The organism is Cruoricaptor ignavus (genome assembly GCF_900141665.1).
In the GTDB taxonomy this organism is placed as follows: domain Bacteria; phylum Bacteroidota; class Bacteroidia; order Flavobacteriales; family Weeksellaceae; genus Cruoricaptor; species Cruoricaptor ignavus.
In genome coordinates, this window is record NZ_FQYI01000003.1 from 186655 (window position 1) to 205874 (window position 19220).

At 44.2% G+C, this 19220-nt stretch carries 18 protein-coding genes and 2 tRNA genes; 8 read left to right on the forward strand and 12 right to left on the reverse strand.

All coding sequences use genetic code 11. The features are described from left to right. Window positions 1-13: 13 nt before the first annotated feature. The 5 genes from BUB43_RS05055 to rbfA all read right to left on the reverse strand — a co-directional run bounded on the left by BUB43_RS05055 (window position 14) and on the right by rbfA (window position 5208). Window positions 14-1663: a DUF349 domain-containing protein gene (locus BUB43_RS05055; RefSeq protein WP_073178924.1), complete on the reverse strand. Its 1650-nt coding sequence runs from the start codon at window positions 1661-1663 to the stop codon at window positions 14-16. Window positions 1664-1734: 71 nt separating this feature from the next. Beyond that, the gene (locus BUB43_RS05060; RefSeq protein WP_073178925.1) at window positions 1735-2460 is read right to left on the reverse strand and encodes a shikimate dehydrogenase family protein; all 726 of its coding nucleotides are present in this window, start codon (window positions 2458-2460) and stop codon (window positions 1735-1737) included. 59 nt (window positions 2461-2519) lie between these two features. Continuing rightward, a complete protein-coding gene (locus tag BUB43_RS05065) occupies window positions 2520-3575 on the reverse strand; it encodes an endonuclease (protein WP_073178927.1) in 1056 nt (351 codons plus the stop codon). A 63-nt stretch (window positions 3576-3638) separates the two neighbouring features. Next, window positions 3639-4841, reverse strand: a complete 1203-nt coding sequence (locus tag BUB43_RS05070; protein ID WP_073178929.1) for an ABC transporter permease — start codon at window positions 4839-4841, stop codon at window positions 3639-3641. A gap of 4 nt (window positions 4842-4845) precedes the next feature. Continuing rightward, entirely contained in the window at window positions 4846-5208 is a 363-nt protein-coding gene (rbfA, locus tag BUB43_RS05075) for a 30S ribosome-binding factor RbfA (protein WP_073178931.1), read from the reverse strand. Window positions 5209-5331: 123 nt separating this feature from the next. On the opposite strand from rbfA, the gene BUB43_RS05080 reads away from it, so the two are divergent. After that, window positions 5332-5405: transfer RNA gene (locus BUB43_RS05080), tRNA-Ile, on the forward strand. A 143-nt stretch (window positions 5406-5548) separates the two neighbouring features. On the opposite strand, the gene gap is transcribed toward BUB43_RS05080, so the two are convergent. Both gap and pfkA read right to left on the reverse strand, forming a co-directional pair. Then, complete coding sequence (gene gap / locus BUB43_RS05085) at window positions 5549-6553, reverse strand: type I glyceraldehyde-3-phosphate dehydrogenase (protein WP_073178933.1); 1005 nt, start codon at window positions 6551-6553, stop codon at window positions 5549-5551. Between the two features lie 35 nt (window positions 6554-6588). After that, window positions 6589-7575: a 6-phosphofructokinase gene (gene pfkA / locus BUB43_RS05090; RefSeq protein ID WP_073178935.1), complete on the reverse strand. Its 987-nt coding sequence runs from the start codon at window positions 7573-7575 to the stop codon at window positions 6589-6591. Window positions 7576-7711: 136 nt separating this feature from the next. Here pfkA and recA point away from each other — a divergent pair, with 136 nt between their 5' ends. Continuing rightward, window positions 7712-8716, forward strand: coding sequence for a recombinase RecA (recA, locus tag BUB43_RS05095; RefSeq protein ID WP_073178936.1), 1005 nt, complete (start codon window positions 7712-7714; stop codon window positions 8714-8716). 134 nt (window positions 8717-8850) lie between these two features. Here recA and BUB43_RS05100 read toward each other — a convergent pair whose 3' ends face one another. From BUB43_RS05100 to BUB43_RS05115, 4 genes are all read right to left on the reverse strand, one after another. Continuing rightward, window positions 8851-9825 carry a deoxyhypusine synthase family protein gene (locus BUB43_RS05100; RefSeq protein WP_073178937.1) on the reverse strand — a complete coding sequence of 325 codons (975 nt, stop codon included), beginning with the start codon at window positions 9823-9825 and terminating at the stop codon, window positions 8851-8853. A 75-nt stretch (window positions 9826-9900) separates the two neighbouring features. After that, window positions 9901-10293, reverse strand: coding sequence for an alternative ribosome rescue aminoacyl-tRNA hydrolase ArfB (arfB, locus tag BUB43_RS05105; RefSeq protein WP_073178938.1), 393 nt, complete (start codon window positions 10291-10293; stop codon window positions 9901-9903). After that, window positions 10290-11387, reverse strand: coding sequence for an acyl-CoA synthetase family protein (locus BUB43_RS05110; protein WP_073178939.1), 1098 nt, complete (start codon window positions 11385-11387; stop codon window positions 10290-10292). The genes arfB and BUB43_RS05110 overlap by 4 nt, the downstream gene beginning before the upstream one ends. A gap of 50 nt (window positions 11388-11437) precedes the next feature. Beyond that, window positions 11438-11508 (reverse strand) — tRNA-Gln (locus tag BUB43_RS05115). Between the two features lie 684 nt (window positions 11509-12192). On the opposite strand from BUB43_RS05115, the gene BUB43_RS05120 reads away from it, so the two are divergent. The 6 genes from BUB43_RS05120 to BUB43_RS05145 are packed head-to-tail and all read left to right on the forward strand — an operon-like array spanning window position 12193 to window position 18273. Beyond that, complete coding sequence (locus BUB43_RS05120) at window positions 12193-12930, forward strand: hypothetical protein (RefSeq protein WP_073178940.1); 738 nt, start codon at window positions 12193-12195, stop codon at window positions 12928-12930. Window positions 12931-12957: 27 nt separating this feature from the next. Continuing rightward, window positions 12958-13611, forward strand: coding sequence for a hypothetical protein (locus BUB43_RS05125; protein WP_073178941.1), 654 nt, complete (start codon window positions 12958-12960; stop codon window positions 13609-13611). Window positions 13612-13631: 20 nt separating this feature from the next. Continuing rightward, a complete protein-coding gene (locus BUB43_RS05130) occupies window positions 13632-14258 on the forward strand; it encodes a hypothetical protein (protein ID WP_073178942.1) in 627 nt (208 codons plus the stop codon). 11 nt (window positions 14259-14269) lie between these two features. Continuing rightward, window positions 14270-15076 (forward strand): vWA domain-containing protein, encoded by an 807-nt coding sequence (locus BUB43_RS05135; RefSeq protein ID WP_143154038.1) that lies wholly within the window; start codon window positions 14270-14272, stop codon window positions 15074-15076. 3 nt (window positions 15077-15079) lie between these two features. After that, window positions 15080-16525 (forward strand): hypothetical protein, encoded by a 1446-nt coding sequence (locus BUB43_RS05140; protein WP_073178946.1) that lies wholly within the window; start codon window positions 15080-15082, stop codon window positions 16523-16525. Further along, window positions 16522-18273, forward strand: coding sequence for a protein kinase domain-containing protein (locus tag BUB43_RS05145; protein WP_073178948.1), 1752 nt, complete (start codon window positions 16522-16524; stop codon window positions 18271-18273). The genes BUB43_RS05140 and BUB43_RS05145 overlap by 4 nt, the downstream gene beginning before the upstream one ends. Before the next feature lie 425 nt (window positions 18274-18698). Here the strand turns inward: BUB43_RS05145 and BUB43_RS05155 are convergent. Beyond that, the coding region (locus BUB43_RS05155) for an IS982 family transposase (RefSeq protein WP_143154039.1) at window positions 18699-19220 on the reverse strand (522 nt) is incomplete at its 5' end.

Sequence of the window (19220 nt, forward strand, 5' to 3'; positions counted from 1 at the left end):
TTTTTTTTGCGAATTAATTCTCTGTCTGCGCAGATCTCAGCTCATTTTTAAGGATGTTCAGCTGCTCGCGCTTCTCATCGATGCTGCGGTAAGTATCGGCAAGCAGAGGATTTTCTCTAGAAGGATTGCTAAAGAAATTGAGGTTGCGCTCCAGGTTGGAAATTTCATTTTCCAGCTCGGAAATTTGGTTTCTCAGTTTCCGCATACCATCGTCCATTCCTGTATCCCTGCGGCTGTCGTTTCTTCTTCCGGTAAATTTTCTCTCGCCATCTGCAGAAGGAAGTTTCTCCCGGATGATGCGGTTAAACTCTTGGTTGATGCTCATCCTGTCCCGCGGAACTTTGCCTATGGCATCCCATTCTGTACGGATCTCGCGGGCTCTGCCTTGTTCCTCCTCGCCGAGGGATTTCAGCTCCTCCAGGAGGGCTTCTTTCCGCTTAAGATTTTCTTTCCAGTTGTCGCCGGAGGCTGTTTGGCTGCTGCCCTTTTTCCTGAAATTATCGAAGAAAGTGTTGCTAGCCTCGCGGAACTCCTCCCAGATTTTCTCCGCTTGCGCGCGCGGTACGAAGCCGGTATTTTTCCATTCTTCCTGGAGTTTTTTAAACAGCGGCACGGCAGTATCCCAGTCCTCAGAGTTCATATTGTCCTGAGCGGCCTTCAGCAGCTCCCTTTTTTTCTCCAGATTTGCCTGCTGATCGCCTTTCAGATTTTTGTAAAATTCGTTCTTTGCCGAATTGAAATCCCTTAGGCTGTCCTTAAAATCCGTCCAGTTCTGGTTGGAGAGCTTCCTTGGCACGCTGCCCACCTGCAGGAATTCTTCGCGCAGCTGCTCCACTTTTTTTATGGACTGCTGCCAGAATTTGTGGTTCTTTTCTTCCGTGCTAGCGAGTATCTCCTTTATTTGCTGGATCAGCGCATTTTTCCTTTCAAGGTTAGCATTCTGTACCGCCTCGATTTCCTCACTCAGCTCGGATTTTCTTGCGTGGATCTGGTTAGAAATTTCCTTAAATTCCTGCCAGGTCTCTTCGCGGAACTCCTCCGCCACTGGGCCGGCCTCCTCTTTCCAGACTTTATGGAGATACTGCAGCTCGTTCAGCGCCTTCTGTACGGAAGATTCTTCCAGAAGTTCCTTCGCTCTCTCGATGATGCTACGCCTGCGCTCAAGATTCTGCGCATATTCCTGATCGCGGTACTCCTTGTTCAGGTCCAGCATTTTGTAGAACTGCCCGAGGTGATAGAAATAATTGTTGCTGATGTTTTTAAAATCCGCCTTTGCCACATGCCCAGCGGTTTCCCAATGGTTCCTGATTTCCCGGATTTCCTTGAAGAGATTGGTGCCGGGCTGGGTGTTCATATAGAGGTTTTTCAGGCGCTCCACGATGCCCTCGCGCTCGGCAATGTTTTTGGCATTCTGTTCAGGATCCAGTTCGGCTGTGTCCGTCTTAGCGCTGCTTGCATCATCAGCGGTTTCATTAGCGCTGCTACCAGGTGCTTCAGCAATATCAGCAGCCAGATTCGTTTCAAGATTCTGATTTTCTGAGGAGTTTTCTTCATTGGTGCTCTCCTCACTGCTGAATTGTTCTAGTATTTCCTGCTGGTTTTGGTTGTTTCCGGCAGAAGTCGGGTTCAGTGCCTCGTTTTCGGATGTATCTTCCGGGCTCATGCTTATTAGTTTTAATATCAAAATAATCCGCTTGGCGGGATATAAAATCGGCTAAAATTAAAAAGATTTTCCTATCTGTACCAAATTTCCCAAGATTTTTCCGCCTGCATTTCCAGCATCAGCTGTCCGTTCACGGTTTCTGCGCCGTTTTTCCGGCATTCTTTCAAGAATTTGGTTTCGCTGGGGTTGTAGATTAAATCTATCGCTAAGTGTTTGTCGCTCAACGCATTAAATGGAAATTTTACCGAGTTTTCAATGTCCGGAAAAGTTCCAACCGGTGTGCTTTGTACGATGATTTTGCTTTCGCGGACAAGCTCTTCCGTTAAATTTTCAAAATTTATTTTTCCCTTTTTACAAACGGTTTCATATGGTATGCCGTGTTTTTCCAGCACGAATTTCACGGCTTTTGCTGCGCCGCCATTTCCTAAAATCAATGCTTTGTCGTGATGCGGTTTTTTGTATTTCAGCAAGGTTTGTTCAAAACCAAAAGTATCCGTGTTAAAACCTGTGGCTTCTCCGCCGGAAATCTTCACCGTGTTTACTGCACCTATTTTTTCCGCTTCTTCGGAAAGCACAGTTAAGTAAGGTATAATTTCCTGCTTGTACGGAATCGTCACATTAAAACCTACCAGATTTTCCTGCGAGAAAAGGCTTTCGATGTCGTCTAAGTTTTCAAAATCAAAAAAATCATAGGAATGGTTTTTCAGCCCAAGTTCCCGGAATTTTTCCTCAAAATATTTTTTCGAGAAAGAGTAAGAAATATTCTTTCCCAGCAAGCCAAACCGCTTTTTTTCCATCGGCTAAAACTAAAAAACCGAAGTTTTCCCTTCGGTTATTTTCCTCACATCTTAGATTTTTACTGCACCACAAGTTTCGTTGTCGCCTTGCCGGCCTTCACGATGTAGGTGCCTTTCGGAAGGTTCAGGTTGATGCTGCCTTCGCTCTTCGTAGTCGTGAAATAGCGCACCATACGGCCTTCCGCATTGATGATTTTAATCTCGGTTTTCGGTTCAGCGCCGGAGTAATTCATAAAGCCGTCCTTCACAGGATTCGGGAAAATCCGGAAATTCTTCTGAGTTTCCGTTTCGCTTGCCGACAGATATTGTCCCCAAACTTTTTCCACGAAATCTGGGCGGTCGATGTACGGGTTCCTGTTGCCCTGGTAGGCATAGGCAGCGTTGTTCCGAGAGATTTCTTCTGGCGAAACTGGGTCTTGCTGCGCCCATTTCAGGAGCTGCCTCAGTTCCCATTCCTGCAGGCCTGGATAAGCGCTGCCGCCAAGAATGTTTTCCGTTTTGAAGGTCGAAAGCTGAGATTCATACCTCGTCACGAAATACAGGATCATCCGCGCTACATCGCCTTTGAAAGCGTCAATCGGCTCGAAAACTGTACCGCCATAACCAGGCGATGCAGAGCTGCCCAGCTTGGAGCCATTCTTAGTGGTGATGCTCGCATTTTTCACCACTCCAAATGGATAATTGTCACGGTAGCCGTTTACTTTTCCGTCCGTCGCACGAATGTGATGCACATCGCTCTTCATCGGGAATTTCTCGCTAAACAAGCTCTGCGGCACGATGTGCTCACGGTTGTAGCAATCGCCCTCAACTTTGTAATTTCCGCACTGGTCGGTTACCATTATAAAATTGTACGGATCTGCACCGGTAGGATTTTCGGAATAAATATCCAGCACGGTACCGTCGTTTTCGTAGAATTTATCAACATCCGTGGTTTTAAACGCCGTCCAAAGCCCGTTGTAGCCTCTATCCCTGTGGCCGTTAGAAATAATTTTGCTGAGTTCGGTTTTCAGCGCCGCGCCGCTCAGGTTTTCGGCGCTGCTGTAATAATTGGCAGGAGCCTGTGCCAGGGAGAGACCGAAGCACAGTGCTAATAAAAGCTGGATGATTTTTTTCATATTAAAATTTCGGCTAAAATATAAAATTATGATTAACTATTATATTACAAAAATATTAAATCCTTAGTAAACAGTATTCCGCACTTTCGGTTTTGAAAATATGTGGGAAACTAGCAAGCCAAAAAAGGCTGATACCGCTGCAACCGTAAAGTAATTTACAGGCCGAATTCTCACCGGAAACGGCAATTCTGCGGTGGCCTTGAAAAAGCCCGTCTCTATCTGCAGCCAGCAGATCAGCGTACCGAGCACCAGGCCAGCCGCCAGGCCCGCAAATACTATCAGCAGCCCTGTGTAGAAATAGATTTGCCTTAAATCTTTTGCGGAAAATCCTATTGCAGAGAGGGCGCGTGCCTGCTCACTTTTATCGAGCTGGAGGATGATGATAGCCCCGGCCAGGTTGAATGTGGTGATGAATATCACAAGGGAAAAGATAAGATAGATAATCATTTTCTCTGTGTTTATCATTTTCCAGAATGCGGAATTTTCCTCCTCCTTTGTTTTGATGATGAAGTTTTTTCCGAGTTTTGCAGCAAGATTTTGCTTCACGGCATCCGCCTTCTTTGGGTCTTTTAATTTGATGACAATTTGGTAAGCGGCTTCCGGTGGGAGGTCCAGAAGTTCCTGCGCGAGATCTATGGGGGCTATAAGGTAGCTGTTCAGCTGGTCTTTTCCTGCAAAAACTCCTGAGGCGTAAATTTCTTTTTTATTGAAAATATCTTCCTCCCTGGTGATAATCCCCACGCCCGGCTTTGCCATATAAATATAGGCGTAGTCTTCCGTCTCGCCCACGGGCAGGCGCAGGCGGTTGTCCAGGCTGTTTTCAATAAGAACCTCATTGGTGTAAGTAAAATCCGGATACTTTCCAAAGAAGACCTCCCTGTTTATCGGGTTCACCGTGGTATATGCAGAATCTACCGCGCGCAGGTAGGCAATTTCGGAAACCTCCCCGTATGATACCACTACTTTTTCCTCGATGATTTTGGAGTAGGCGGCGATTTCCCGGTGGCTCCGGATTAAGTTTTCTGTGGTGTTAATGTTTTTCAGCCTCTTGCCGCTTGCGGATGAAATTGTAAGATCAGCGTGTAGGTTGGCAATAAGATCCCGGTTCATATCCTCCAATCCCGAAAATACGGAGAGAATGATGAACATTGCTGCGGCAGCCGTCATCATTGCAAACGCAGCCAGCCAGGTGATGAAAGTAACGGCGGTGCTCCCTTTTTTGGAGATGAGGTAGCGGCGCGCTATGTGCAGGGAAGTTTTCGCCACGGGATCAGAGTTTCGGATTGTCGCCTTCCCCCTTCAGCTCGCGCTCCAGGCGCTCCACATCGTCCAGCGAAGTATCCAGATAAAATTGCAGGTTGGGGATCGTGCGCACCTGCCTAGCCATCTTCTGCCCCAGGAAGTTCCTGTACTGGGGCTTATTCAGGTCTATTTCTTTCATGATCGGCTCCCGAAATTCCGGCGGGAATACGCTGAGGTAGATTTTCGCAATGCCAAGGTCGGCAGTTACTCGCACATCCGATACGGTAATCAGCAAATTATGAGGGCTATCGGCGGACTGCTTTCTGAAGAGTTCCGAGAAATCTTCCTGGATGATCTGTGCGATCTTTCTCTGGCGGTTATTTTCATTCATTCTACAAAAATACTTTTTTTGGATGAAAATACTTTTTTGCGAAAATAAATAGGTTTGAAAATAAAAAAATTCTTATTTTTGCAAACTCAAAAGTGAGTGTCGTGGAGACAGACATTCACTTATGGCCTTGTAACTCAGTTGGTTAGAGTAGCTGACTCATAATCAGCAAGTCCTTGGTTCGAGCCCAAGCTGGGCCACACTGAAATCAGCCACTTACAGTAGGTGGCTGATTTATTTTTTGAAGAGTATTAGCCGGACTTTTTGCCAAACCCCTGTCAGCGGCTGATTAAGAAAAAAGCCCTCCAATGTGGAAGGCTTAAAAAAGTTCGGCTTTAAAATTTTACAGCGTGGAAGAATATTCCAGCAGATCCACAAGCTTGTTGGAGTAGCCCATTTCGTTATCGTACCAGGATACTACTTTCACGAAAGTTGGCGAAAGCATAATGCCGGCATCTTTATCGAAGATGGAAGTTCTCTTATCGCCCACGAAATCCTGAGAAACCACCAATTCTTCAGTGTAGCCCAGGATGCCTTTCAGTTCGCCCTCGGAAGCCTCCTTCATCGCAGCGCAGATTTCTTCGTAAGTTGTTGGGTTTTCAAGCCTTGCCGTAAGGTCCACCACGGAAACATCTACCGTAGGCACGCGGAAAGACATCCCTGTGAGTTTGCCGTTCAGCGATGGGATTACTTTGCCTACAGCCTTTGCAGCACCCGTGGAAGAAGGGATGATGTTCACGCTTGCAGCGCGGCCACCTCTCCAGTCCTTCATTGAAGGGCCGTCCACAGTTTTTTGCGTAGCAGTGGTAGCGTGCACCGTAGTCATCAGGCCTTCCGCGATGCCGAATTTATCGTGAAGCACTTTGGCAACCGGTGCAAGACAGTTCGTGGTGCAGGATGCGTTCGAGAAGATTTTCACATCATCGGTAAGCTCCTTGTGGTTCACGCCCATTACGAACATTGGCGTATCGTCTTTGGAAGGTGCGGAAAGCACTACTTTTTTCGCGCCTGCATTCAGGTGGGCAGAGGCTTTTTCCTTATCCAGGAAAAGCCCTGTAGATTCCACGATGTACTCCGCGCCGATTTCGTTCCACTTCAGGTTGTTCGGGTCTTTCTCTGCCGTCACACGGATTCTCTTGCCGTTCACTACAAGGTCATTACCTTCCACGGAAACTTCGCCGCAGAATTTGCCGTGCACAGAGTCGTACTTCAGCATATAAGCCATATACTCCGCATCGATAAGGTCATTGATGCCTACCACTTCGATGTTTTCGCGCTCCGTCATCGCACGGAAAACCAGGCGCCCGATTCTTCCGAAACCGTTGATACCTACTTTGATTGTTGACATAATATTAAATTTAATTGGTTTAATGGTTTTAAACTTTAAAGAGCCAGAACCTCGGAAATGAGTTTGAGCTCCGGATCCAGGTCGTTATGTTTTTTGATGGCTTCAGCAATAGGCGTGAAAACCAGCTTGTTGGACTGTATTCCTGCCATTACGCGAGATTGCCCCTCCATAAGTCCCTTTACCGCGCCGTAGCCTAGGCGGCTTGCCAGAACGCGGTCGGCGCAGCTAGGCCTGCCGCCCCTCTGGATGTGCCCCAGCACGGAGATGCGGATGTCATAATTTGGGTAGTGCTGCTTGGTAATGCGTGCCAGTTCATAAACATTGCCGAGCTTTTCACCCTCTGCCACCACCACGATGCTGGAGTTTTTCCCCCGTTTAGCAGCTTTGTCAAATGTTTCAAACATCTCATCGATGCTGTCTGTTTCTTCCGGGATCAAAATATCCACAGCGCCGGTAGCAATTCCGGAATTCAGGGCGATAAAGCCAGCATCCCTACCCATTACTTCCACAAAGAAAACGCGGTTGTGAGAAGTGGCCGTATCACGGATTTTGTCGATGGCATCCATCGCGGTATTCAGCGCAGTATCGTAGCCTATCGTATAATCTGTTCCGAAAATATCATTGTCGATGGTTCCCGGCACACCTATCACCTTGATGCCTGTTTCTTCCGAAAAAAGCTGCGCACCGGTGAAGGTTCCGTCACCACCGATGCAGATGAGCCCGTCGATATTTCTTTTCTGGCAATTCTCGAAGGCCTTTTGTCTTCCCTCCTTAGTTTTAAAATCTGCCGACCGTGCCGATTTTAGAATCGTTCCCCCAAGGTTGATAATGTTGCTCACAGAGCGTGGGCCCATTTTCGTGAAGGTATCCTTTATCAGGCCGTTATACCCTTCACGAACGCCGTAGCAATCAATCTTGAAATAATGTGCGGTACGCACCACAGCACGGATCGCCGCATTCATTCCGGGCGCATCGCCGCCGGAGGTAAGTACCCCGATGGATCTGATTTCTGTAGCCGACATAGAGAACAGTTTTTAAACTTCACAAATTTAATTAAAATTTCCTTCCCAGAAAATGCTTGATAAAAGTTTCCCCCATTAAAAATATCACCGCATATCTCTTCATTTTTTTATAATTTTGTGAATATTTAAGGATAAAATGAGCACAGCAGAAGACAAGAAAAAAGCGCTATCCTTAGTGCTTGAGAAACTCGATAAAACTTATGGCAAAGGTACGGTGATGACGCTGGGTGACGAATCTGTGGATACTTCCATCGAAGTAATTCCCTCCGGTTCGCTCGGCCTTGATATTGCGCTTGGTGTAGGCGGCTATCCGAAAGGCAGGATCATCGAGATCTACGGCCCGGAATCCTCCGGTAAAACCACGCTTACGCTGCACGCCATCGCAGAAGCGCAGAAGCAGGGCGGCATAGCGGCATTCATCGATGCGGAGCACGCTTTTGACAGAAGCTACGCCGCGAAGCTTGGCATCAACCTGGAAGACCTGATTATTTCTCAGCCGGATAATGGTGAGCAGGCCTTAGAAATTGCCGACAACCTGATCCGTTCCGGCGCAATTGACATCGTGGTAATCGATTCCGTGGCTGCCCTTACGCCGAAGGCTGAGATAGAAGGTGAGATGGGCGATTCCAAGGTTGGGCTTCACGCAAGGCTGATGTCTCAGGCCTTGAGGAAACTTACCGGCACGATTTCTCGCACGAAATGCACCGTGATTTTCATCAACCAGCTTCGTGAAAAAATCGGCGTGATGTTCGGCAATCCGGAAACTACAACAGGCGGTAATGCGCTGAAATTTTACTCCTCCGTACGCATCGACATCCGGAAGGCAAGCCAGCCGATTAAAAACGGCGACGAAGCCATAGGCAGCCGCGTGAAAGTGAAAATCGTGAAGAATAAGGTGGCGCCGCCTTTCAAGCAGGCAGAGTTCGACATAATGTACGGCGAGGGCGTTTCCAAATCTGGCGAAATCCTTGACACCGCGGTGGATATGGGCATCATCAAGAAAAGCGGCTCGTGGTTCTCCTATGATGACACGAAGCTTGGGCAAGGCCGTGATGCCGTGAAAGATGTGCTGCGCGACAACCCTGAGCTTTCCGAAGAAATCGAAGAGAAAATCAAGGAAGAGATAGTTGCGAGAAAGTAATCTATTAAAGTGTAATATTGAAACTTAGCAGGTTTGTCCGCCAAGTTTTTACTACTTCGATATCATAAAAATTGCCCAGCAAAATAGCCGGGCAATTTCTTATTTCCTCAATCTCCTAATTTCTAAATTTGAGCTTACGAATTTTCAAGCACATAAGTGAACATCAGTGGTGCGCAGATTGTGGCATCGCTTTCCACGATGAATTTCGGCGTGTTGATGTCCAGCTTTCCCCAGGTAATTTTCTCGTTCGGAACGGCGCCGGAATATGAGCCGTAGGATGTAGTAGAATCCGAGATTTGACAGAAGTACGACCAGAACGGCACATCGTGCATCTCCAAATCCTGATACAGCATCGGCACCACGCAGATTGGGAAATCACCGGCAATTCCGCCGCCAATCTGGAAGAACCCGATGCCTTTTCCGCCAGAATTTTCACGGTACCAGTCGGCAAGGAATGTCATATATTCAATCCCGGATTTCATTGTAGAAGGCTTCAATTCGCCCTTGATGCAGTAGCTCGCGAAAATATTTCCCATCGTGGAATCTTCCCAGCCTGGAACTACAATCGGTAAATTTTTCTCCGCAGCGGCAATCATCCAGGAATCTTCTCGCGGAATTTCGTAATACTGCTCCAGCACGCCGCTCAGCACCATTTTGTACATATATTCGTGCGGGAAGTAGCGCTCGCCTTTTGCCTCCGCATCCTTCCAGATTTCCACGATGTGCTTCTGCAGGCGGCGGAAGGCCTCCTCTTCAGGTATGCAGGTATCCGTAACACGATTCAGCCCGCGCTCCAAAAGATCCCACTCTTCCTGCGGTGTAAGGTCTCTGTAGTGCGGCACCCTTTCGTAATGAGAGTGTGCCACAAGGTTCATCAAATCCTCTTCCAGATTGGCACCTGTGCAGGAAATAATCGCCACTTTATCCTGGCGAATCATCTCGGCAAGAATCTTCCCAAGTTCTGCGGTAGACATCGCTCCGGCAAGGGAGATCAGCATTTTGCCGCCGTCTTTCAGGTGTGCCACATAGCCTTTGGAGGCGTCCACCAAAGCTGCCGCATTGAAATGCAGGTAATATTTCTCGATAAACTCCGTAATCGGTTTGCTCATAATGAATTATTTTGTGCTAAGATAGCGATTAGAAAATGAATGGCGATTCTGCACGCAAAAACGCGAAGTTTTTACTTAAAACTTAAACCTCCTGCTCTCCTTCTTCTCCGAAATTTTCTTTTTCGCCGAAAGCCGCTTCTCAATCTGCGCTTTGGAAGGCATCGTTTTCTTTCTCGGTTTTTTCTTTATGATGGCAGCATTCACCAAAGCCAAAATTTTTTCCGTGGCAATTTTCCTGTTTTGAAGCTGTGTCCGTGCTTCCGAAGCATTTACCTGCAGAATTCCCTCAGAATTGATGCGGTTGGCAAGCTTCGTTTTAATTAAAACTTTTTCCTCCTCGCTGAAAAACGCGCTGTCCTCCACCTTCCAGAGCGCCGCCACAGCAGTTTCCACCTTGTTCACATTCTGGCCGCCAGCTCCGCTGCTGCGCGAAGTTTTATAGGTCAATTCTTTGGCGAAATCTCTCATTGCAGTGCTTTTCGAAGCTGGATTCTGTCCACCTTTCCATTTGGTGTCCGTGGAATTTGCGGGATGAAAACGATTTCCTTCGGTTTGTGGAAAGATTTTTCATAGGGCAAATTGTAAATAATTTCGGTTAATTTTTCGCTTTCCCTGCCTTCAATCACGGCGATTAATTTCTGCCCGAAAACCTCATCCTCCATTCCCAAAAATACGATTTCGTTGGTGATTTCTTTTTTTGCCAGCGCTTCCAGCTGTTCCGGAAAAATCTTCGCTCCGCCGGAATTTATGACATTGTCGATTCGTCCCAAAAATCGAAATTCCCGCCCGTTTTTGATTTCCACCAAATCGTTGGTCTGAAGAATTTCCGCATTAAGTTTTGGCGCGAAAATCCTCAGGCAGCCTCTCTCATCCGTAGAAATTTCCACACCATCAAAGGTTTTGAAATAATGCTGAGCTTCCGGCGCAATTTGTTTCAGCGCAATGTGCGACAAAGTTTCGGACATCCCGTAGGTTTCGTAAACAGCAGTTGGCTGATGGCCGTTGGCTGATGGCTCTCCGCTAATTTCCTTAAGCTCCGTTACTTTGTAGTTGTCAAAAAATGGTTTCTGGTTCTTGGTTCTCGATTCTTGAATCTTATACCTCAGCCTTTCCGAAACTGCCGCACCACCTATGATTAGATTTTTGATGAGATGAATTTTATCGAGAGAATTTTCAACCTGCAAGGGCGTCATCGCGCCAAAATCAATTCTTCCCCTGAAATTTTCCAGCGGCTTGGACGAAGGATTTACCACAAAAAGTTTCAGCCCTCGTTCGATGGCCCTCACCACCATCATCTTCCCGGAAATATATTCGATGGGCAGACACAGCAGCGCAGAATCGCCTTTCTCTAAGCCCAGAAAATCGCAGGTCATTTGCGCGGAGTTCAGCATCCTGGCTTTCTCCACTTCAAAAACCTTTGGCGTACCGGTGGAGCCCGAAGTTTTCACCGGCACAGTTTTCGACCAGAAGAACCAATCTTCGACAAAATCTACCACCTTAGCTTCAAACTCTGTTTCAGGTTTTAATTCCGGTAAAATATCTTCAGAGAAATCGATAAGCATATGAGATGCAGTGCTAAAATAAAAAACCATCCTAATTAAAGGATGGTCTGTAGACCCACAGGGATTCGAACCCCGACGAACAGAACCAAAATCTGGTGTGCTACCGTTACACTATGGGTCTCCGTTTTTGGTGGTGCAAATGTATAACTTTTTTTATAATTGGCAAATTTTTCGCTGTAATTTCTACTTGAGGATTTAGACACAATCTGCTAAGTTGTTATTTGTTAAAATTTTATATACCCTTTGCTTTAGCTAATGAATCTTGGATTTCAACAATATCAAAGCGTTCTTTTGGCGTGAAAAATTAATTTTAAACTTTTAATACTCAACTAATTTCTACACGCTCAGCGTGACAAGACATCAAGTGCTTTTATGAATTTTTGAAACTCCTCAAGTATTTTTTCTGCTTAACACATTAGCAGCGCGATGCAAATGCGGCAGCAACTCATCAATTTATTTCAATTGCAACATTGCAAAACCCCATTAAATGGTAAAGCCGCCATAATTTTGTAGGAAAGATTTTGAAGAGTAAATCAGTCTCAGGAAAGCCTGCTTTTTTTATTAAAGAAGTGTTTGAAATAAGTATATTTGCAATACTTCAACGGATAAAAAAGTGTGAACTTTTTTGCTGTGTCTTGATAAACGACCAATTTATTCAAAGAACAACACGCAGAAAGCAGCACACTTGCCTTATGGCGAGTGGCTTTCCTGTTTATTGTTCTGGGCTTTGGTCGGCCTTTCAAGATAAGCAGAGATTTGCCTCTCGCTTTTTTGTGCCGTAATATTAAACCCCATAACAATAAATATGATAAGAAAATTAATTTTCACGGTGGCTTCGGCCTTCACCCTCGCAGCCTGTGCTACACAACAGGCAAAAGTGGCTAAGATTTCTTTCATCGAAAAAAAGCCGGATGAAATCCAGACTTCGCAATCGTTGAGAACTTTTTTAGCTAAAAATAAAAGTCCAAAGGTAGTGGTACGGGTAAGCCAGGGCATCAGTAAACTTGCCGAAAGCAATGAATATGAAATGGTTTACTCCACCATTGAAAAGGTGCTGCTTGCTAACGGTTTTCAGGTGAGAGACCGCAAACTTTTCGACCAGGTTTTTAGTAATAAGGACAATGCAACGAATTATGAGAATCTTTACAAAAGATCGGATACCGACCTGATTATAGAGGTGCTGGATACCAATCCTACCGTGAAATATACCACGAATAAATACCGCGAGGAAGGCTCTACAGAGGAAAAAACCGGCTCGTACGATATCACAAAATACGGTAGCAATATTGAGTATAAAGTTGTAATCCTGAAAACCAACGAGTTTGCCGGCGCGTATAAGTTCAATTTCACGCCTTGCACGGATGGATGCCTATATGCAGCATTGGTGCCAAGCAAGCAGGAGCTGATGGGGATGCAGAAGGCCTATAAAAAGGGTGAACCCACTGTATATGCTGAAAGAACTGTAGTTTACGACAAGGCGGCCTATGAGGATTTCATTAAAGTTTCTACCCAGAAGCTGATAGATGCAATGAGAAGTAATTAATTTTTGAAAATCAAAAATGATTAAATTATGACAAGTTTCGAATTAGGTTATTGGATTGGCATTATCCTGGTGCTGGTGCTCGGCATTGTGATTGCGAAATATGTTGGCGCTAAACGCTATATAGGTTTTGGATGGTCACTCTTTTTTTTATGGACGGGCGGCCTCATTTTCGGTTTACTCGTTTTGGCATTTTCATCCAAATTGACAGAAAAACCTAAAAGATATTTTGGCGGACAAAAAGTTACGGGATGGATTTTAGCAGGATTTTTTGGTATAGGATTGCTGTCATTAATAGTGGGTTTAGTGGACAGACCTTACATCCCTGTGGACGATTTCGGAAGAGTTGGACAATCAATTGGAGTGGCAATTTTTTTAATGGGTCTTGGTATTTACTTAGTTCAGTCTGCAAATTTTAATATCAGATATTATTCAGGACAGGTTCTGCAACAGCAGACTGGGACAACTTATAATATAAACACTCAGCAACTTCCGCAGCCTAACCCGTTTGCTTACAACGGAGGACACAATGCACCGCAGCAGCAAGCAAATGTAAATTTCCAAAATCAAACAAATAATAACTTGCAAAACAGCAAATACCAGCCACCACAGCAGCTTACACCAAACCCGCAGGTAAAAAATAAAGAATTCAATGATCCTAATCAACTATATGGTAAAAGTTAATGTAAAATTTAATAAAATATATGAAAAATATTCTTTTACAGCTAAAGCTCGCATCATTCGTTTTACTCTTTAGCCTTGCAGCAAAAGCACAACACAGTAATCCGACAATAACGATACCCGAAATAGATACAAGAGTTTTCATTGAGAATTCTGCGCCAACGGAATCAGAACCTATGCCCATGCCGGATTTATCAGTTCCGGCACAACCGATGCCTAAATTTCAAAGCCATGCCGAAAAGTTTGAGAAATTAGCAGAGGAAGTGAGAAGAGAAACCCAGAATATTTCTGTCGCAACAAAAACTAATCCGGAGCCTGACTGGATGAAAGCGATAGATCCACATAAAGGTAAAATCCCCTTCTACACTGTAGTTCCTATAGATTCTACTCATGTAATGCAGGAGGATGGTACCTGGAAACCAAGATACCCAGATTATATACCGGGTATGAATAATGCAGCAAGACACGCCAAAAGCTCCGGAGACTTTAATTTTGCCTTTCTCCTTATTCCGTTAGCGCTTCTGGCAATAGGTACATTAATCTGGTTTTTAGCAAGTAAAAACAAAAAGCAAAATTATCAAAACCCCAATAATAATACTGCCCGCTGTTCAAAAGAGTTCGATCCCAGCCGGCTTTATGGTAAAAATTAAATCAAAATACTATGTACAATATAGAAACCTTACAAATCAGCAGCGCATATCCTTGCCTAATTGTCTATTTGCTTGATCAGAGCTACTCAATGGGGGAAGCATTAGACACCAATAATAAGGCTCAGAAGTTGGCGGATGCTATTAACGAGATTATTTTTGAAACAGGCTTAAAATGCTACGATGCTACAGGAGAATTGAAAAACAGATTCGAGCTCGCGGTGGTAGGCTATGGCTCGCAGATTAGTGTTGTAGAGCCTGCGTGGGAAGGCACACTGCAGGACAGATGGGTGGTACCGATTTCTGAAGTTTTCCCGCAGGCTGTGGGTGAGCGTGACGGTATCCCAATCTGGATCCGGCCAAAGGCGGGACAGGATACACCGATGACGAAAGCCTTTGAGAATGCCTACAGAATCTGCGAGGCGTGGATTAACTGGGGTAATCACAGGGATTGTCATCCGCCGATTGTTATCAACATTTCTGACGGGGTCCCCACAGATGACGGGAGCTACAACTTTAGCAATCTGCGCAATGTCGCCGAAAGCTTGAAGATGCTTTCAACAAATTACGGAGGCACCAATATTTTCAACATCCACATTGGCAATATGGGCGGGGACAGCATCCTTTTTCCATCGCATTTACGGAATATGAACCAGTTTGCCAACCTATTGTTTGACCTTTCCACACCATTGAATCCATTTATGGTGCAGATGGCTGCCAATATGGGGTATAATGTGGTAAACGGCTCGAAAGGCTATGTTTATAACGGAAGCGCGAAAAATCTGCTGGACTTCCTAAACATTGGAAGTAATCCGCTATAACAGATGGAAGCGAAGATTTTTCAGCTACATAAACGCACGGCTGAATGTTTTGAAAATATTCAGGACAAGTATTCAATTGATTTACAGAATGGAATTTACAGCATTGCTGACGGGGCTACACAGGGCTACCGCTCAGAAATTTGGGCGGATATTCTGGTGAAGGGCTTCCAAGAAAACCCAGATTTTAACGAAAATGTGCTATTGAATTTGCTCCAAAATCTTGAAAAAGAATTTTCATCAATTGAATTCCCTGAGCAGACGGACCCTGCTTTAAAGGTACTGGATCTACGGAAAAGGCAGGAAGGCGCATTTTCCACTTTTTTAGGGCTGAGCATTCAGGATCAGCTGGTGAGGTTCATATCCTCCGGCGATGTATGCTTTTTTATAATTAGTGAAAATCAGGTGTTGTCTTATCCCTTCAACACGATTGAAGCTCTCGACAAGGATAAAGGATTCATCGGAACCTCCAGAATTAAAAAGGGAGAAATCAAGCCGGAGCTGTTTAATACCGGAGAAATTCGCCTGAAGCCTGGCCACAGACTTTTACTGGCCACCGATGCTATTGCCCGCTACATCTTCCGCAATCCCCATTCCCTGACAGCACTTACCGAGCTTGAAAATTATGAGAAATTCTTTGATTTCATCATTAAAAAATGGGACGCTAAAGAGCTGGAGGAAGACGACATCACACTGATGATTTTGGAACCTGAAAAAGCAGACCGCCTCACAGAATTCTTACCGAAAGCAGATTTTAAATTTCCCAAAGAAGACTCAAATGTCGTAATAATTGATCCGAATAATGAACTAACACCAGAAGAAATGAAACAAATACAGCAGCAACTGGTGCAACTGAGCCTGCAGATTACAAGTTTGAACCAAAGCCTTGCATCATCTCAAAACGAAAACCGCCTAAGAAGCGAATTGGAAAATTTAAGGAAAAAGCTAACCGCAGCCTTAGCTGTTGCAACAATTTCTTTGCTATTGGCATTAAGTGCGCTCAGTTTTCTATTGCTAAAAAATTTACTTATTAAAAAAGATGGAAAACCGACAGAAAACACAGCAACGATAGAGAGTGTGAAAGAGCAGAACAGAGTTCCTGCAGAAAACGAGAGGAGGGAAAATTCTACTACTGAAAATCCAGGAACTATAGAGTATGAGAGTGAGATAAGGGAGAAAGAAGAAACTTCGAAAACTGAAGCGGCTAAAACCAGAAGCAAGGATATTGTAAGCGAAAACAATTCCACTAGAAGAGATGGGGAAAAAGCAAAGGGACCAGAAGAAACCAACCGCAAAAGCACATCTACTGATGAAAAAAAACCTGCTGAAAAAACCGAATCTAAGAAGGGCGAGGAAACAGCCGAGAAAAAGACAGATGTAGCAACCACAGCTGAAAGCCAAAAGAAAGAACAAAGCAAACAGGACAACGCAGAATCTGAAAGTAAGAAATGATACAGTACCCCAGCCTTACGGAGTATGAAATAGAGTTTAAAAAGCGCGGAAGAAGCGCACTAAACTTCAGCGGAAATTATGAATTCATTACTTCGCAGAATGCGCCGATTAAGATTTTCAACCACGGTTCCGGAGCGTATGCTGCAATTTACAAGATTAGAGATGTAAGCAGCGGGAAACATTATGCCCTGCGCGTTTTCCTTAAAAATGGAGATGCGGGAAACATACAGCGCGTTGTCCGTATCAATGAATTTCTGGAGGGCATCAGCGCACCCTGGCTCTGCAAAAGCCAGGTTTTTACCACCGGTGTCAGCGTGATGGGAAGATCTTATCCCGCTATCCTTATGGAATGGAGTGCAGGAAAGAAGCTCAATGATTTTGTGAGTGGTATCCTGCACGATAATACAATGCTGGAAAATCTGCAGAAGAAAATCGTAGAACTCAGCCAGGATTTGGAATCCAAAAACATTGCACATGGCGATATTCAGTCAGGAAATGTTTTAGTAGAAGGCAGCGGCATCAATCCCACACTGAAGCTGGTAGATTATGATGCAATGTTCGTACCGACTATTACCGGTCAAAAAGCAACAGAAACCGGCCACAGCTCGTTTCAGCATCCGCGAAGAACGAAGCAAGAATTTAATCCCGAAATCGACCGTTTTTCTTTTTGGCTTATTCTTACTGCGCTGGAAGTCTTGAAATGTGATAAGAAACTCTGGACGAACCCAAATCAGGGTGGATTTTATGATGGAGATAACTTCCTTTTTAGGGCGAAAGATTTAGAAGCACCGCAGCAATCACGGTTAGTAAGCAGGCTTCGGCAGCTTAACCGCCCATCGCTGAATTTTTATCTGGATCATCTTTTTTCGAACAATATTTCATCGAAAAGAGAAGTTCCAAAACTCTACAGCTCTGCAGGAATAAAATCAACCCGATCGCAAGAATCTGTATCAGAATATAAACCGAAAGTAAAAAAAACTGTATCATCGGGAAATGATTTTGTAATTAATTCCACACCACCTATTGCTGATGTTTATTTGGGAGATGGATCACATCTTGGCACCACTCCGCTCAAGCTGGACAAGGACACCTACGCTTCCAAGAAAATTACGGTAAAGTTTAATGAAAATGAAAAATCGTTCTACCTGAACCGGAGCGAAAGTGAATACAATATTTTTCTGGGCTCAAGCGGTAAATCAGCTAGTGGAGCATATTTTTACATAGACAGTACACCATCCGGAGCAAGAATATTTGCAGAAAATGGCCAATTTGTTGAAAAAACCCCAGCTACGCTTCCTATATCGCAGTATGCTAACAGAAAAGTAAAGCTTGTTTATGATAATGTGGAAGAAAGAGTTTATTTAAATGCTGCGCTGAAGGATTATCATATTAATCTGAAAGCAACATCGCCACCACCAAAGCCTGCTATTCAGGAATACGGCTATTATGATAATGGACAACTTTACTATGTTGATTTGGCAGGTTTTGAAGATCGCGTAAGAAGTGGCTGGAGTTTTAAAAAGATTTACAAGCATGGTGTAGGGTATGAGGTTAATGATCTGCCGGAATTGAAAGAGATTGTGGAAAAATACAAGCAAAACAAACCTATATCTTCTAATAACAATGGCGTCATATGGGCATTAGTCATTCTCCTATTTTTTTTATTGTTAATTTTCTTTGCTTCGATAAGAGAAGTGGAAACGGAACTGAAATTATTGAAATTATGCCGGGCGATACTGCATCAGTGATTATGGATACCTTGGCTCCTCCAATGGAAACTCTTTCAAATGTACCAACGGAAATATCAGTTGGCGAAAAATTAAATCGTGCAGGCATTTCAGTTTTTAACGAAAACTCTAATGTAAAACCAGTTTTTGACGGGTGCGGAAGCTATTTTTCGCTTGACAAAAATGAACTTCAGAATGGAAATTATATCTTTACCGGATTCACTACCAGTTATTTTGTTGGAACTAATATAGAACATTCTATTAGTTTGGTAATTGATGGAAATGTAGTGCCTTTTTATGCCTCCGAAGTTACAAACGGAGGAGATCATTGCGAATTTACAAGTTATATCGGAAAAATTGTGATTGATTTCGAACAGATAGACAGTGGTGAAGAAGTAGCTTTCTACAAAGGTCGGATGATAGTAACAGTAACCCGTAGTGCATTATCACGCGAGATTTATTTTCAGGTTGTTTATATTTCTGCCGAAAAGAAATTTATTCAGATATTGAATAGTTGTAAGTGTAGCAATTTTAGCCAAAATTCTGGTTTTAAAACCTTGAAAAGTTTTGGCATAGTTCCTTCTAATCATAAATTGGTCACAAAGTTGGGAAAATAACGTTTCGATTCTTTTCCGATATTTTTTGAATTGATAAAACTGTGGCTTGTAGTCTTTTTGATTTCTCCTTTTAGGAGTTTCTAATTCTATATTTACCTCATTGAATAAGTCTAACTGGATGGTTTGAGACAAATAGCCTTTGTCCCCAAGTAACACACAGTCAGACATTTGGAGTTTTATATCTTGCAAGTAGTGGATGTCGTGAACGGATGCGGGAGAAATATCAAAACTCTGAAAAACCCCAGAAATTGAACATACAGCATGTAGTTTATACCCATAGAAATGCAGGTTCTGCGAAGCACAAAATCCTTTGTTGGGATAAGCATAATCTACATCCTTGCAAATCCTGCT